Here is a 15,200-nt window from a genome sequence, read left to right on the forward strand (position 1 = left end):
ACGCCGTCCTCCCGCACCGACCCGGCCCCCGGCAGGGCCGGACTGGAGGCCGTCATGGGGCGACCCGTGCTGCTCACCGTCGACGACGACCCGGCGGTCTCCCGCGCCGTCGCCCGTGACCTGCGCCGGCGCTACGGCGAGGACCACCGGGTGCTGCGCGCCGGCTCCGGCGCCGAGGCCCTCGAGGCGCTGCGCGAGCTGAAGCTGCGCGGTGACCCGGTGGCGGTGCTGCTGGCCGACCACCGGATGCCGGAGATGACCGGCGTCGAGTTCCTCGAGCGGGCGATGGACCTGGTCCCGCGGGCCCGGCGGGCGCTGCTGACCGCCTACGCCGACACCGACGCCGCCATCGCCGCGATCAACGACGTCGACGTCGACGCCTACCTGCTCAAGCCCTGGGACCCGCCCGACGAGAAGCTCTACCCGACCGTCGACGCGATGCTGACCGCCTGGCGCGACAGCCCCGACCCCGAGGTGCACGGCGTCAAGCTGGTCGGCCACCGCTGGTCGGCGCCGTCCTTCCGCGCCCGCGACCTGCTGGCCCGCAACGCCGTCCCGTACCGCTGGTTCAACGTCGACGAGCCCGACGGGCAGCGCATCCTCGCCGCCGCCGGAGCCGGGCCGGACGACGTCCCCGTCGTCGTCACCGCCGACGCGCAGGTGCTGCGGCGCCCGACGGAGGCCGAGCTCGCCGCCGTCGCCGGCCTGTCGGTCGAGGCCCGCGAGGAGTTCTACGACCTCGTGGTCGTCGGCGGGGGGCCGGCCGGGCTCGGTGCCGCCGTGTACGGCGCGTCCGAGGGGCTGCGCACCGTGCTCGTCGAGCGGGAGGCGACCGGGGGGCAGGCCGGGCAGAGCAGCCGGATCGAGAACTACCTCGGCTTCCCCGACGGCGTCTCCGGCGGGCAGCTCGCCGACCGCGCGCGCCGCCAGGCGGTCAAGTTCGGCGCCGAGCTGCTGCTGGCCCGCGACGTCGTGGCGCTGGAGGCGCACGGGCCCAAGCGGGTGCTGCACCTCGACGACGGCCGCCGCATCGCCGCGCACGCCGTCGTCCTGGCCACCGGCGTCTCCTACCGCAGCCTGGGCGTGGACGGCGTCGACGACCTCACCGGTCGCGGCGTCTACTACGGCTCGGCGATGACCGAGGCCGTCGAGTGCACCGACAGCGACGTCTACATCGTCGGTGGGGCCAACTCGGCGGGGCAGGCGGCGGTGTTCTTCTCCCGGTACGCCCGCTCGGTGACCCTGCTGGTGCGCGGACCCTCGCTGGAGGCGTCGATGTCGGCCTACCTCATCGAGCAGATCGCCGGCATCGGGTCGATCGCCGTCCGCACCTGCACCACCGTGGCCGGCGCGCAGGGCGACGGGCACCTGGAGGCGATCACCGTGGAGGACCGGCGGACCGGCGAGCGGGAGACGCTGCCGGCCAGCCACCTGTTCGTCTTCATCGGTGGCGCGCCGCGCACCGACTGGCTGGACGGTGCCCTCGTCCGCGACGAGCGCGGGTTCATCCCCACCGGCCCCGCGCTGCTGCACGAGGGCCGCCGCCCCGCGGGCTGGGACCTGGACCGCGACCCGTACCTGCTGGAGACCAGCCTGCCCGGGGTGTTCGTCGCCGGCGACGTGCGGGCCGAGTCCGTGAAGCGCGTGGCCTCCGCCGTCGGCGAGGGCGCGATGGCGGTGACCCTCGTGCACCGGTACCTGGAGGAGCGGTGAACCGGCTGACCCCCGCCGAGCTGCGCGAGCTGTTCCTCTTCGCCGACCTGGACGACGAGCAGCTGGCCTGGGTCGCCGAGCACGGGGTGGTGGTCGCGTACCCGGCCGGCGCGGAGGTCTCGGTCGAGGGTCAGCCGGCCCGGTGCTTCGCCGTCCTGCTGGAGGGGACGCTCAGCATGTCCCGCCTGGTCGGCGGCAGCGAGGTCGAGACCGTGCGGACGTCGCACCGCGGCGTCTACTCGGGGGCGGTGCAGTTCTACGTCGGCGACCGGGTCGACCAGCGCTACCTGGCGTCGGTCCGCGCGGTGACCGACTGCCGCTTCCTCGAGCTGCCCGCGGACGAGTTCGCCGCGCAGTTCCGCCGCTGGTACCCGATGGCGGTGCACCTGCTGGAGGGACTGTTCGTCGGCCAGCGCAACGCCGCGGAGCTGGTCGGGCAGCGCGAGCGGCTGCTCGCCCTCGGCAAGCTGACCGCCGGCCTCACCCACGAGCTGAACAACCCGGCCGCGGCCGCGTCGCGGGCCGCCGCGGCGCTGCGGGAGCGCTTCGCCGGGATGCGGCACAAGCTGGCGCTGCTGTCGGAGGGCCGGCTCGACGGCGCGGTGCTGCGCGCGCTCACCGGGCTGCAGGAGGAGCTCGTCGCGCGGGTGGGCACCGCCCCGGAGGTGTCGGCGCTGGAGCGCGCCGACCGGGAGGACGAGCTCGGCGACTGGCTCGACGACCGCGGTGTGGGAGGCGCCTACGAGCTGGCCGGGGTCTTCGTCGGTGCCGGGCTGGGCCCTCCGGACCTGCAGCGGGTCGCCGACGCCGTGGAGCCGGACGCACTGGAGCCCGCGCTGCGCTGGCTCGCCTACGCCGTGGAGACCGAGTCGCTGCTGGCGGAGATCGCCGACAGCACCGGCCGCATCTCCGGCCTGGTGGACGCCGCCCGCCAGTACTCGCAGCTGGACCGGGCGCCGCACCGGCCCACCGACCTGCACGCCGGGCTCGACGCCACGCTCGTCATGCTCGGCGCCAAGACCCCGCCGGGCGTGCGGGTGGTCAAGGACTACGACCGGTCGCTGCCCGCGGTGCCCGGCTACCCCGGCGAGCTCAACCAGGTGTGGACCAACCTGATCGTCAACGCGCTCGACGCGATGGCGGGGGAGGGGACACTCACCCTGCGCACCGCCCGGGACGGCGACTGCGCGCTGGTGGAGGTCGCCGACACCGGCCCGGGCATCCCCGAGGAGCTGCGGCAGCGGGTGTTCGAGCCGTTCTTCACCACCAAGCCGGTCGGCCAGGGCACCGGCCTCGGCCTCGACGTCTCCTACCGCGTCGTCGTCAGCCGGCACGGCGGCGACCTGCGGGTGCGCTCCCGGCCGGGCGACACCCGCTTCCAGGTGCGCCTCCCGCTCACCGAGGCGGCTCCCGCTGCCTGACCCCCCGGCGATCTCCGCGGAAATCGCCGGGGGGTAGCTCCGCGCGCCGGGGGGCAGCTCCGCGCCCGGGCCGGCTCAGTCGGCCGTCAACGCCAGCAGGACGCCGGTGGTCAGCCCGACGGTGGCGTGCCCGACCACCCCGCGGGCGTGGCTGACCAGCGGGTACTGCCGGGCCGTCGGCAGGGCGGTGCCCTCGTCCACCACGAGCCAGGCGGCGGCACCGACGGCCAGCCCGGCGGCGACCGGGTGCACGCCGCGCCGGGCGAGCAGGGCCGCCAGGACGCCGTAGGTGGTGCCGAACGTCCGGTGCACGGCCAGCCCCACCCGGCCGGCGGCCGCGTCGTCGAGCTCCCGCCCGCCGGCCGCGCCCAGCTGGCGGCCCAGCTGCACGAGCATGCCGCCCGGCGTGATCTCCTCCTCGCGCCGCCGCGAGGCCTCGCTCTGGCGGGCGTGGAAGGCGCCGGTGACGGCGTCCATCGTGCGGCTGGCGACGTAGCCGGCCAGCGCGCCGGTCACGAGCGTGCGGCGGAGTGCGGGCATGGCCTCTCCCGGGGGCGCAGGTGCCCGCAGTGTCCGGCCGTGGCCACCGGACCGGGAAGTGCCGGAGGTCATCGGCTGCCGCGTGCAGGACGGACGGCACCGGGTAGCCCCCCGGGCATCCCTCCCGCACCACCCTGGAGACCCCGTGACGGCTCGGCCGAACGTCCGCCACACGCCCCCCGAGGCCGACGCCGACCGGTACGAGCCCGATCCCCGCCGCTGGCGGGCGCTGTCGGTGACCCTCGTCGCCGGCTTCATGAGCCTGCTCGACGTCAGCATCGTGTCGGTGGCGCTGCCGACGCTGCAGCGCGACCTCGGGGCGTCGGCGGCGGCGGTCCAGTGGGTGGTGTCCGGCTACGCGCTCACGTTCGCCCTGATGCTCGTCCCCGCGGGCCGGCTGGGCGACGCCCTCGGCCGGCGCCGCATGTTCCTGGTCGGGCTGGCCGGCTTCGTGCTGTGCAGCGCCGCGGCCGGGGCGGCGCCGACCGTGGGCCTGCTCATCGCCGCGCGGCTGGCGCAGGGCCTGGCCGCCGGGGTGCTCGCGCCGCAGAACTCCGGGCTGATCCAGCAGCTGTTCCGCGGCGCCGAGCGCGGCCGGGCGTTCGGCATGTTCGGCGCGGTCGTCGGGGTGTCCACCGCCGTCGGGCCGGTCGTCGGAGGGCTGCTGCTGCAGGTGGCCGACTGGCGGTGGATCTTCTACGTCAACGTGCCGATCGGCGTGGTCGCGTTCGTCCTCGCCTGGCGGCTGCTGCCCCGGAGCGGGGCGGGCGGGCGCGGGCACATCGACGTCGGCGGGGTGCTGCTGCTCGGCGCCGGGGCGCTGGCCCTGCTGCTCCCGCTGGTGCAGGCCGAGTCCGGCGGCCTGTCCCGGCTGTGGTGGCTCTTCCCGGTCGGCGTCCTGGTGCTGGCCGCCTTCGGGGCGTGGGAGCGTCGGGTGGTCCGTCTCGGCGGGGAACCGGTGTTCGACCCGCGGCTGGTCACCGAGACCCGCGGCTACGGCCTGGGCGCGGCGCTGGGCACCGTCTACTTCGTCGGCTTCAGCGGCATCTGGCTGGTCTTCGCGCTGTTCTTCCAGACCGGCCTGGGGCTCACCCCGCTGGAGTCGGGGCTGGCGGTCACGCCGTTCGCGCTGGGCTCGGCGGTCGCCGCGGTGGTGGCCGGGCGGCTGGTCGAGCGCTTCGGGCGGCTGCTCACCGTCCTCGGCCTGGTCGGGGTGCTGGTCGGCCTGGGCGCGACGGTCGTCGTCCTGCTGCTCGTGCCCGCCGACACCGTCCCCTGGGCGGTGGCGCCCGCGCTGCTGGTCGGTGGCCTGGGCGGCGGCTGTGTCATCTCGCCGAACATCACGATGACGCTGCGCGAGGTCCCCGTGCGGATGGCCGGCGCGGCGGGGGGCGGGCTGCAGACCGCGCAGCGCTTCGGGGCGGTCATCGGGACGGCGGCCCTGCCCGGCCTGTTCTACGTCGTCCTGGGCGCCACCGCCCGGGACTACCCGGCCGCCGCGGCCGCGGGCCTGGCCGTCGCCCTCGCCGGCATCGCCGCGGCGCTCGTGCTCGCCGTCGTCGACCTCCGCCGCACCCGGCGGCAGGAGGCCGCCGACCGGGCGGACCGCGACCACGACGCCGTCCACGGTCACGGGCACTCCGCCCACTCCTGAACGGACGGCAGGGGCGCCCGGTCCACGATCGGACCGGGCGCCCCTGGGGTCGTGCTGACGAGGTCAGCGCACCGAGGACTCCGCCAGCGTGGCCTGCGCCTCGCCGGCGTCCCGCTGACCGGGGCCGGCGTTGGTCCCGGAGGCCGGCAGGTCCTCGCCGTGGGAGGCCAGGTAGTCGTCGTGCTCGTCGAGCATGGTGGCCTCGTCGAACGGCTCCCGGCCCGACAGCGCCGCCGACAGCTGCTCGCGGTCGAGCTCCTTGGTCCACGTCGCGATGAGGACGGTGGCGACGGCGTTGCCGGCGAAGTTGGTCACCGCGCGCGCCTCGGACATGAACCGGTCGATGCCGACGATCAGGCCGACGCCGTCGAGCAGGTCCGGACGGTGCGCCGAGAGCCCACCGGCCAGGGTGGCCAGACCGGCGCCCGTGACACCCGCCGCGCCCTTCGAGGCGATGATCATGAAGGCCAGCAGGCCGAGCTGCTCGCCGATCGACAGCGGGTCGCCCAGCGCCTCGGCGATGAACAGCGAGGCCATCGTCAGGTAGATGGCGGTGCCGTCGAGGTTGAACGAGTACCCGGTCGGGACGACGATCCCGGCGACCGGCTGGCTGACCCCGGCGTGCTCCATCTTGGCGATCAGCCGCGGCAGCGCGGTCTCCGACGACGAGGTCGAGACGATCAGCAGGAACTCGCGGCCCAGGTACTTCAGCAGCGAGAAGACGTTGATCTTCGCGACCAGGCGCAGCAGCAGACCCAGGACGAGGAACACGAACAGCGCGCAGGTGGCGTAGAAGCCCAGCATGATCACGGCGAGGCTCTTCAGCGCGTCGATCCCGGTCTCGCCGACGACGGCGGCGATGGCGCCGAAGGCACCGATCGGGGCGACCCACATGACCATCGCCAGGATGCGGAAGACCAGCCGCTGGAAGTGCCCGATGCCGCGCAGGATCGGCTCGCCGGCCCGGCCCATGGCCTGGATGGCGAAGCCGGTGAGCAGGGCGACCAGCAGCGCCTGCAGCACCGAGCCCTCGGTCAGCGACGACACCAGCGTGGTCGGGATCAGGCCGAGGATGAAGTCGGTCGTGCCGCCGCTCTCGTGGGCCGTGCCGGCCAGCTCGGCGCCCTCGCCGCGCAGCTCGTCGGACAGCTGCAGGCCGTCACCGGGGCTGAGGACGTTGCCGACCACCAGGCCGATCGCCAGGGCGACGGTCGACATGAGCAGGAAGTAGCCCAGCGCCAGCCCGCCGATGCGGCCGACCTTGGCCGCCTGCCGGATGGCGCCGATGCCCAGCACGATGGTGCAGAAGATGACCGGCGCGATCAGCATCTTGATCAGGCCGACGAACGCGGTGCCGAGCCACTTGAGGGAGACGGCGAACTCGGGGAACGCGAAGCCCACCGCGATGCCGGCCAGCACCGCGCCGATGACCGCGATGTACAGCCAGTGGGTACGGTCCCGCCGCTTCGCGGGAGGCGGCGCGTCGGCGACGGTGCCTGAAGCCATGAGTGCTCCTGGGGTGTGGGAGTGGGTGCCGGCCCGGGGGTGGGCCACGGCACAAACGGTCCGGGCCGCGGTGACCGCCGTCACGCATTCGTTCATTGCGTACACGCCGGTCGCGGTGCCGAGCCGGGTACGCGGCACACTCGCGGCGTGCGCGTTCCCGCCTTCCTCTCGCACCGGCGCCGGGGCGACGCGAGCCTGGCCCGGCGCCTGCTGCTGCTGCAGGCGCTGGTCGTGACCGTGGTCGTGCTGACCATGACCGCGGTCGCCTACCGCGAGGCACAGCAGGCCGTCCAGCAGGCGGCCGAGGAGGAGACCACCGCGATCGTGGCCAGCCTCGTCGATTCCCCGCTGGTCCGCTCGGCGGTGACCGGGCCGGACCCGACGGCGGTGCTGCAGCCCTACGTCGAGGAGGTGCGCGCCGACACCGGGACGTCGTTCATCACCGTCCTGGCGCCCGACCGCACCCGGTTCACCCACCCCGACCCCGCGCAGATCGGCAGGCCGTTCATCGGCACGATCGGCCCGGCGCTGGCCGGGGAGACCTTCACCGAGACCTACTCCGGCACGCTCGGCCCGTCGGTGCGCGCCACCGGCCCGGTGGTGGACGACGACGGCGACGTGGTGGCCGTGGTGTCGGCCGGGGTCACCGTCGAGGCCATCGGGGAGGACCTCGCCGCCGCCGTCCCCGGCATCCTCGGGACGGCGGCCGCGACGCTCGCCGTCGGTGCGCTGGGCAGCGTGGCGCTGTCCCGGCGGCTGCGGAGGCAGACGCACGGGCTGTCCCCGGCGCAGCTGGCGCGGATGGTCGACTACCACCACGCCGTCCTGCACGCCGTCCGCGAGGGGCTGCTCCTCGTGGACGACGAGCAGCGGGTGCAGCTGGTCAACGACGAGGCGCGGCGGCTGCTCGACCTGGCCGACGACCCCACCGGCCGGCACGTCGGCGAGCTGGGCCTGCCGCCGGAGCTCACCGCGGTGCTCACCCAGCAGCGGACCGCCGTCGACGAGGTGCACGTGACCGGCACCCGCGTGCTGGTGGTCAACCAGGCACCGCCGCGGCCGGACGGGCGCTCGGCCGGCACCGTGGTCACCCTGCGCGACCACACCGACCTGCAGGCGCTCACCGGCGAGCTGGACAGCGTCCGGTCCTTCGCCGAGTCGCTGCGGGCGCAGGCGCACGAGGCCGCCAACCGGCTGCACACGACCGTCTCCCTGGTCGAGCTGGGGCGCACGCAGGAGGCGATCGACTTCGCCACCGCCCAGCTCACCGCCGCCCAGCGACTGACCGACCGGGTGGTCGACGCGGTCGGCGACCCGGTGCTGTCCGCGCTGCTGCTGGGCAAGGCCGCGACCGCGCACGAGCGCGGCGTGCAGCTGGAGATCGACCCGGCCACCGTGGTGGGTGAGACCGGGCTGCCCGGCGGTGACCTGGTGACGATCGTGGGCAACCTGCTGGACAACGCGATCGACGCCGCGCTCGCCGGGGACCCGCCGCGGGAGGTGCAGTTCACCGCCGCGGTCGACGACGGCCGGCTGGAGATCCGGGTCGAGGACACCGGGCCGGGGGTGCGCGAGGAGGACCTGCCGCGGCTGTTCGAGCGCGGCTGGAGCACCAAGGACACCACCGGTGCCCCCGCCGGGCTCGGCCGCGGGCTCGGCCTCGCGCTGGTCGCCCAGACGGTGCGGCGGCACGGGGGCACGATCTCGGTGCGGCCCGGGCCGGGTGCGGAGTTCACCGTCTCCCTGCCGGTCCCGGTGCCGGCGGGGGTCGCCCGGTGAGCCGCGTCCCCGTGGTCCGGGTGCTGGTGGTGGAGGACGAGCCCGTCGCCGCCGAGGCCCACCGCGCCTACGTCGACCGGACGCCGGGCTTCACCACCGCGGCGGTCGCCGGCACCGGCGCGGCGGCCCTCGACGCGCTGTCCCGGCTGCCGGTCGACCTCGTCCTGCTCGACATGAACCTGCCCGACACGCACGGCATCGAGCTGTGCCGCCGCATCCGCGCCGCCGGGGCGCAGGTCGACGTCCTCGCGGTCACCTCGGCCCGCGAGCTGGCCACGGTGCGGGCCGCCGCCGCGCACGGCGTCGTCGGATACCTGCTCAAGCCCTTCACCTACCCGGCGCTGCGCGACCGGCTGGCCGCCTACGCCGACTACCGCCGGCGGCTGCACGCGGGCGGGGACGCCGCCGGGCAGGACGACGTCGACCGCGTGCTCGGCGGCGTGCGCCCGGCCCGGTCGGCACCGCTGCCCAAGGGGATGGGCCGGGAGACCCTCGACGCCGTCGTCGCGGCCGTCCGGGCCGCCGGTGAGGGCCTGTCGGCCGCGGAGACCGCGGAGCTGATCGGCGCCTCCCGGATCACCGCCCGGCGCTACCTGGAGTACCTCGCCGACACCGGGCTGGTCGACCGGGCGCCCCGCTACGGCGGCGCGGGCCGCCCGGAGCTCGAGTACCGCTGGCGCTGACGCGCGCCCCTCCGCCGGGAACGGCGCGTGCCCCGGGCCGGTCCGCCTCTACGCTGCCGCTGGACCGGGTCGTTCCGGCGGGAGGTGGGTGGTCGCATGTCCCAGGGCGGGGCCTCGGAGGCCGAGGCGCGGGCCTTCGCGGCGGCGGTCCGTTCCCTGCTGGCGTGGGTGCACGCACCCGAGGTCGGGGATCGCAACGAGGTGGCCGCCCTGGTCAAGGACGTGCTCGGGGACGCCGGCGCGGCGGAGTCGGTGGTGACCCGGCGGCTGCCTCCGTTCGAGCACGTCAACCTGCAGACCGCGCTCGACGCGTGGTCGGCCGAGGAGGGGCGGCGGGTCGAGGTCCGCGGCATCGCCCTGCCCCCGCACTACGGCGGGGTCACGCTGCAGCAACTGGTCAGTGGCGAGGCGCTGCCGCCGCTGCGGCTCTGCGCGCCCGGTGTGGTGGACCTGCCGGACGGGCCGGACTCGACGCTGGCGTGCCTGCGGCTGGCGCTGCTGTTGGTCACCGATGCCAGGGGCCGGTACGTGCTGATGGTGCAGGCGCCCGTGGAGCACCACGAGCCCGTGCTGACCGTCGAGCTCGCCGGGCTCCCCGTCCGGCAGGCGCAGGCGGTGCTGGGCGAGGTGGAGCGGCTGAGCCGACGGCTGAACGTCTACCGGGGGCAGCTGCTGGAGGTGACGCAGACCCCGATGGGCCAGGTCAGCCTGGAGTTCCTCGCCGTGCCGGCCACCGGCCGGGACGACGTCGTGCTGCCGGAGCCGGTGCTGGACCGCATCGAGCGGCACGCCCTGGGGGTCGCAGAACACCGGGCTGCGCTCGTGGCGGCCGGACAGCACCTCAAGCGGGGCCTGTTGCTCTTCGGCCCGCCGGGAACGGGCAAGACGCACACGGCGGGCTATCTCCTCGGCCGGATGACGGAGTACACCCGCCTGGTGCTCACCGGCCGCTCGCTGGGCGTGGTCGGCGCGGTGACCGAGCTGGCTCGCGAGCTCCAGCCCGCGGTGGTCGTCCTGGAGGACGTCGACCTCGTCGCCGCCGACCGGTCGTTCGGTCCCGGCGGCAGCCCGGTGCTGTTCGACCTGCTGGACGCGATGGACGGCGCCGCGGCCGACGCCGACCTGCTGTTCGTGCTGACCACCAACCGGGCCGACCTGCTCGAACCCGCGCTGGCGGCCCGCCCCGGCCGCGTCGACGTCGCCGTCGAGATCGACCTCCCGGACGCCGGGGCCCGCCGGCGGCTGCTCGAGCTCTACGGCCGCGACGTCCCGCTGCAGGTCTCCGACGCCGACGTCGAGGCGGTGGTCGAGCGCAGCGACGGGGTCACCGCGTCCTTCCTGAAGGAGCTGCTCCGCCGGGCCGTGCTCGAGGCCCTGCGCGAGGCCGGCCAGCTCACCGCCGTCACCGGGCAGCACCTGACCCGCGCGCTCGACGACCTGCTCGACTCCACCCAGTCGGTCACCCGCACCCTGCTCGGCGTGGGCGTCGACCCGGCGACGCTGCCCGACGGTGGCCCCGTGGCCGTGCCGGCCCGCCCCGGGTGGCTCACGCACCCCGGGGGGCGGCACAGGGGACGCGGCCTCGGGTGACCGGACCGCCGGCGTGCGCCGTGCGGGCAGTCAGTCGAGGCAGAACTCGTTGCCCTCGGGGTCGGTCATCACGATGAAGCCGGTGCTCATCGGGGGAGCGGGTTCGAAGCGACGGACCCGCGTCGCTCCCAGCGCGACGAGCCGCTCGCACTCGGCCTCCAGCGCTGCCATCCGCTCCGCTCCCTGCAGCCCGCGAGCCGCGCGGACGTCGAGGTGGACGCGGTTCTTGGCGACCTTGTCCTCGGGCACCTGCTGGAAGAACAGCCGTGGGCCGTGCCCGTCCGGGTCCTCGATGGCCGATCTGGTGTTCCGCTGACCCTCCGGTACGCCGAGCCGGGCGAGGACGTCGTCCCACGCGGCCAGCGGGTCGGCGCCCTCCGGCAGGTCGACCCCGGGCGGGCCGGGGTGGACGTAGCCCAGGACGTCGCGCCAGAAGGTCGACAGCGCCCGCGGGTCGTGGGCGTCGAAGGTGACCTGGAAGTCGCGGCTCATCGCGCTGCTCCGTTCGTCGCGGTGCTCACCGCGCCGAGGGTGCCGCACCGGGCCGGTGTGGCGGCGCAGACGCGGAGCCGGCGGGGTCGGTGTCCCCGAACCGCCGTGGCCGGGTTGACGCACGACGGGCGCCGGGCCAGGGTCGCCTGGCGATGAGGAGCAGCCCGGGCTCCGGGGTCGCACCGCCGAGGAGGGCGTGTCCGTGGAAGCCGACGTGATCGTCGAGATCCCCAAGGGGTCCCGGAACAAGTACGAGTACGACCAGACCCTCGGCCGCATCCGGCTCGACCGGATGCTCTTCACCGCCACCGGCTATCCGGGCGACTACGGCTTCGTACCCGAGACGCTGGCCGAGGACGGCGACCCCATCGACGCCCTGCTGCTGTTGGGCGAGCCCACCTTCCCCGGGTGCCTCGTGCGCGCGCGGGTCATCGCCGTGTTCTGGGTGCACGACAAGCGGGGCCCGGACGCGAAGCTGCTGTGCGTCCCCGCGACCGACCCGCGGCATCTGCACCTGCAGCAGCTGGAGGACGTGCCGATGCACCAGATCGCCGAGATCTGGCACTTCTTCGAGATCTACGAGGCCCTGGCACCCGACAAGTCGGCCGAGACCCGCAACTGGGAGCGCCGGGACAAGGCCATCGAGGCACTGGAGGACGCCCGGCGCCGGTACGCCGAGCAGCCCGGCGCGGCCACCAGCTCGCAGGGCTGAGGCCCGCCGGGCGCCATCGGTCCGCTCTCACCCTCCGCCGAGCCGGGCCGCCGGGCGCTGACCCGGGCGGCCGGCGGCGACGGCCACGACGAGCCCGGCCAGGACGGCGCCGGTGGCGTTGAGCGCCGCGTCGACCGGGGAGACCACCCGGCCCAGCGGCAGCACCCACTGCAGCAGTTCGATGCCGCCGCCGGCGGCCACGGCGAGCGCGGCCAGCCGCGGCGGGGTGCCCAGGGACGGCCGGCGCAGCACCGTGAGGACGGCGAGCGGCGCGAGCAGCAGCAGGTTGCCGACGAGCTGCCGCACCGTCGTCTCGGAGTCCAGGCCGGTCGCGTACCAGCGCAGCTCGGTGAGCGGGGCGCCCCACTCCCACCCGGAGCCGCCGGCCGGGGTGAGGGTCAGCCAGGCCACCGCGAGGGCGGCGAGCAGCAGGGCGGCGTCCAGTCCTCGGCGGCGGTCGGCGTCCACGCCCCCACCGTCCCCGCCCCGCCCGGGACGGTCCTGCGAGCCGCCTGGACGCCGGCTGGGAGCGGGCGGCCCCGCCGGGGTCGACCCCGCCGGGGTCACCGTCGGTCCGTGCCCGGCGGAAACGGGTCGGGTCGCCCGTCGACGCGCGCCCACGTCTCCCGCTGAGTCGCCGGCGGCATGACCGCGGCCGGCCGGCCGGCGTGTGGTGCGCGCGGCGAGCTGGTGGTGCGCTCGTCCTCGTCCACCGGCACCGACGACCCCCAGGAGCTCCCGTGACGACCGACCCCCGCCTCGCCGGGCTGACCCTCGAGGAGAAGGCGGCCCTGCTGTCCGGCCAGGACTTCTGGTCGACCCCGCCGGTCGAGGCGGCCGGGCTGCCGTCGGTGGTCCTCACCGACGGTCCGCACGGCGTCCGCCGCCAGGAGGGCGACCTCGGCGGCCCCGGCATCAGCCACAACGTGCCGGCCACCTGCTTCCCACCGGCGGTCGCGGTGGGCAACAGCTGGGATCCGTGGGTGGCCGAGCGCATCGGGGCGGCGATCGGCCGGGAGGCCCGGGCGCTGGGCGTGCACGTCGTCCTCGGGCCGGGGGTGAACACCAAGCGCTCCCCGCTGGGCGGCCGGAACTTCGAGTACTACTCCGAGGACCCGCTGCTGTCCGGCGTCCTCGGGGCCGCGCACGTGCGCGGGCAGCAGTCCCGGGGCGCCGGCGCCTCGGTCAAGCACTTCGCGGCCAACAACCAGGAGACCGAGCGCATGCGGATCAGCGCCGAGGTCGACGAGCGGACGCTGCGGGAGATCTACCTGCCGGCCTTCGAGCGGGTGGTCACCGAGGCGGCGCCGGCCACGGTCATGTGCGCCTACAACAAGGTCAACGGGGTCTACGCCTCGCAGCACCGGTGGTTGCTCACCGAGGTGCTGCGGGATGAGTGGGGCTTCGACGGCGTCGTCGTCTCCGACTGGGGCGCGGTCGACGACCGCGCGGCAGCCCTGGCCGCCGGCCTGGACCTGCAGATGCCGGGCGACCGCGGCGCCGGCAACCGGCGGGTGGTCGAGGCGGTGCGGGCCGGGGAGCTCGACGAGGCGTACGTCGACGCCAGTGCCGCCCGGGTGGCCGCCCTCGACCGGTACGTCGGGCCACCCGCCGACGGGTTCGACGCCGCGGCCCATCACGCGCTGGCGCGGGAGCTGGCCGCCGAGTGCGCGGTCCTGCTGCGCAACGAGGGCGGCACGCTGCCGCTCGCGCCGGGGACCCGCGTCGCCCTCGTCGGGGAGTTCGCCCGTGCACCGCGCTGCCAGGGCGGGGGCAGCTCGAACGTCAACGCCACCCGGGTCGACGCCGCCCTCGACGCCGTCCGGGAGCTGGCCGACGGCGACGTCCCCTTCGCCCCCGGCTTCGACCTCGACGGTTCCGGCGACGCCGCGGCGCTGCGCGACGAGGCCGTGGCGCTGGTCCGCGACGCCGAGGTCGCCGTCGTCTTCGTCGGCCTGGGGGAGGCCGAGGAGTCCGAGGGCTTCGACCGGACCACGATCGACCTCCCCGCCGCCCAGGTCGGGCTCGTCCGCGCGGTCGCCGCCGCCGCGCCGCGGACGGTCGTCGTCCTCTCCCACGGCGGGGTCGTGTCGCTGGAGGGCTGGCACGACGACGTCGACGCGGTCCTCGACGGCGCCCTGCTCGGCCAGGCCGGCGGCGGCGCCCTGGCCGACCTGCTCTACGGCGTCGCCACCCCCTCGGGCCGGCTCGCCGAGACGGTGCCGCTGCGGCTGGAGGACTCCCCGAGCTTCCTGTGCTTCCCCGGCGAGCAGGGCAGGGTCGTCTACGGCGAGGGCGTGATGGTCGGTTACCGCGGGCTGGTCACCCAGCGCCGGCCGGTGCGGTACCCGTTCGGCCATGGCCTGGGCTACACGACGTTCGGGACCTCGGGCCTGCGGGTCGAGGTCACCGGCCACGACACGGCCACCGTCTCGGTCACGGTGGGCAACACCGGCGACCGGGCCGGCAAGCACGTCGTCCAGGTGTACGTGTCGACGACGGCCGGGCCGGTGCGCCGCCCGCTCCGGGAGCTCCGCGCGTTCACGAAGGTCGCGCTCGAGCCGGGGGAGAGGCGGACGGTCCCCCTGGAGCTGGACCGGCGGGCGTTCGCGTACTGGGACGTCGTGGAGGGCGGTTGGGTGGTGGCCCCCGGCGAGTACGCGGTGCAGGTCTGCGACGACGCCGAGACCGTCCTCCTCGAGGACCGGGTGACCCTGGCCGGCGACGACCTGGTGCGGGTGCTGACGCTGCAGTCGTCGGTGGCGGAGTGGTTCACGCACCCGGCCGCCGGGCCCGCGCTGGTGGAGGCCCTGACCGCCACCATGCCGGCGGGCGCCGCCTCGCCGGAGGAGCAGGCGGTGCTGCTGCGGATGGTCGGTTCCATGCCGATGCGCCGGTTCGCCGCCGACTTCGGAGCCGCGCTGCCGCAGGGCCTGCTCGACCGGCTGATGGCCGAGACGGCCGCGACCCGCGCCGCCCGCTGAAGCGCCCGTCGGTCGTGGCCGGGGGGGGGGGGGGGGGGGGGGGGGGGGGGGGGGGGGGGGGGGGGGGGGGGGGGGGGGGGGGGGGGGGGGGGGGGGGGGGGGGGGGGGGGGGGGGGGGGGGGGGGG

At 75.8% G+C, this 15,200-nt stretch carries 12 protein-coding genes; 8 read left to right on the forward strand and 4 right to left on the reverse strand.

Features of this window, described 5'->3' with window-relative positions; all coding sequences use genetic code 11:
* The first annotated feature begins 54 nt into the window (after positions 1-54).
* Both ACI78Z_RS09815 and ACI78Z_RS09820 read left to right on the forward strand, forming a co-directional pair.
* The gene (locus ACI78Z_RS09815; protein WP_457036344.1) at positions 55-1,713 is read left to right on the forward strand and encodes an FAD-dependent oxidoreductase; all 1,659 of its coding nucleotides are present in this window, start codon (positions 55-57) and stop codon (positions 1,711-1,713) included.
* Complete coding sequence (locus ACI78Z_RS09820) at positions 1,710-3,134, forward strand: ATP-binding protein (RefSeq protein ID WP_457036345.1); 1,425 nt, start codon at positions 1,710-1,712, stop codon at positions 3,132-3,134. The genes ACI78Z_RS09815 and ACI78Z_RS09820 overlap by 4 nt, the downstream gene beginning before the upstream one ends.
* 75 nt (positions 3,135-3,209) lie before the next feature.
* Here ACI78Z_RS09820 and ACI78Z_RS09825 read toward each other — a convergent pair whose 3' ends face one another.
* On the reverse strand, positions 3,210-3,674 hold the full coding sequence (locus ACI78Z_RS09825; RefSeq protein ID WP_457036346.1) for a hypothetical protein: 465 nt from the start codon (positions 3,672-3,674) through the stop codon (positions 3,210-3,212).
* 145 nt (positions 3,675-3,819) lie between these two features.
* Between ACI78Z_RS09825 and ACI78Z_RS09830 the strand changes: the two genes are divergently transcribed.
* A complete protein-coding gene (locus tag ACI78Z_RS09830) occupies positions 3,820-5,328 on the forward strand; it encodes an MFS transporter (RefSeq protein WP_457036347.1) in 1,509 nt (502 codons plus the stop codon).
* 63 nt (positions 5,329-5,391) lie between these two features.
* On the opposite strand, the gene ACI78Z_RS09835 is transcribed toward ACI78Z_RS09830, so the two are convergent.
* Positions 5,392-6,834 (reverse strand): cation:dicarboxylate symporter family transporter, encoded by a 1,443-nt coding sequence (locus tag ACI78Z_RS09835; RefSeq protein WP_457036348.1) that lies wholly within the window; start codon positions 6,832-6,834, stop codon positions 5,392-5,394.
* 147 nt (positions 6,835-6,981) lie between these two features.
* On the opposite strand from ACI78Z_RS09835, the gene ACI78Z_RS09840 reads away from it, so the two are divergent.
* The 3 genes from ACI78Z_RS09840 to ACI78Z_RS09850 all read left to right on the forward strand — a co-directional run bounded on the left by ACI78Z_RS09840 (position 6,982) and on the right by ACI78Z_RS09850 (position 10,886).
* Positions 6,982-8,613, forward strand: coding sequence for an ATP-binding protein (locus ACI78Z_RS09840; protein WP_457036349.1), 1,632 nt, complete (start codon positions 6,982-6,984; stop codon positions 8,611-8,613).
* Positions 8,610-9,296, forward strand: a complete 687-nt coding sequence (locus tag ACI78Z_RS09845; protein ID WP_457036350.1) for a response regulator — start codon at positions 8,610-8,612, stop codon at positions 9,294-9,296. The genes ACI78Z_RS09840 and ACI78Z_RS09845 overlap by 4 nt, the downstream gene beginning before the upstream one ends.
* Positions 9,297-9,392: 96 nt before the next feature.
* A complete protein-coding gene (locus ACI78Z_RS09850) occupies positions 9,393-10,886 on the forward strand; it encodes an AAA family ATPase (protein WP_457036351.1) in 1,494 nt (497 codons plus the stop codon).
* Between the two features lie 30 nt (positions 10,887-10,916).
* On the opposite strand, the gene ACI78Z_RS09855 is transcribed toward ACI78Z_RS09850, so the two are convergent.
* The gene (locus ACI78Z_RS09855; RefSeq protein ID WP_457036352.1) at positions 10,917-11,378 is read right to left on the reverse strand and encodes a VOC family protein; all 462 of its coding nucleotides are present in this window, start codon (positions 11,376-11,378) and stop codon (positions 10,917-10,919) included.
* Positions 11,379-11,580: 202 nt separating this feature from the next.
* Here ACI78Z_RS09855 and ACI78Z_RS09860 point away from each other — a divergent pair, with 202 nt between their 5' ends.
* Positions 11,581-12,090, forward strand: coding sequence for an inorganic diphosphatase (locus ACI78Z_RS09860; RefSeq protein WP_457036353.1), 510 nt, complete (start codon positions 11,581-11,583; stop codon positions 12,088-12,090).
* Positions 12,091-12,117: 27 nt separating this feature from the next.
* On the opposite strand, the gene ACI78Z_RS09865 is transcribed toward ACI78Z_RS09860, so the two are convergent.
* Positions 12,118-12,558 (reverse strand): VanZ family protein, encoded by a 441-nt coding sequence (locus ACI78Z_RS09865; protein WP_457036354.1) that lies wholly within the window; start codon positions 12,556-12,558, stop codon positions 12,118-12,120.
* 272 nt (positions 12,559-12,830) lie between these two features.
* Between ACI78Z_RS09865 and ACI78Z_RS09870 the strand changes: the two genes are divergently transcribed.
* Positions 12,831-15,074: a glycoside hydrolase family 3 C-terminal domain-containing protein gene (locus tag ACI78Z_RS09870; protein ID WP_457036355.1), complete on the forward strand. Its 2,244-nt coding sequence runs from the start codon at positions 12,831-12,833 to the stop codon at positions 15,072-15,074.
* Positions 15,075-15,200 lie beyond the last annotated feature (126 nt).

The sequence above is a fragment of the Geodermatophilus sp. SYSU D01176 genome, from assembly GCF_054050015.1.

Excerpts from the sequence above, each read along its gene's own strand:
- ACI78Z_RS09815 (WP_457036344.1), top strand. The coding sequence starts at position 55 with ATGGGGCGACCCGTGCTGCTCACCGTCGACGACGACCCGGCGGTCTCC.
- ACI78Z_RS09825 (WP_457036346.1), bottom strand. The coding sequence starts at position 3,674 with ATGCCCGCACTCCGCCGCACGCTCGTGACCGGCGCGCTGGCCGGCTAC.
- ACI78Z_RS09835 (WP_457036348.1), bottom strand. The coding sequence starts at position 6,834 with ATGGCTTCAGGCACCGTCGCCGACGCGCCGCCTCCCGCGAAGCGGCGG.
- ACI78Z_RS09850 (WP_457036351.1), top strand. The coding sequence starts at position 9,393 with ATGTCCCAGGGCGGGGCCTCGGAGGCCGAGGCGCGGGCCTTCGCGGCG.
- ACI78Z_RS09855 (WP_457036352.1), bottom strand. The coding sequence starts at position 11,378 with ATGAGCCGCGACTTCCAGGTCACCTTCGACGCCCACGACCCGCGGGCG.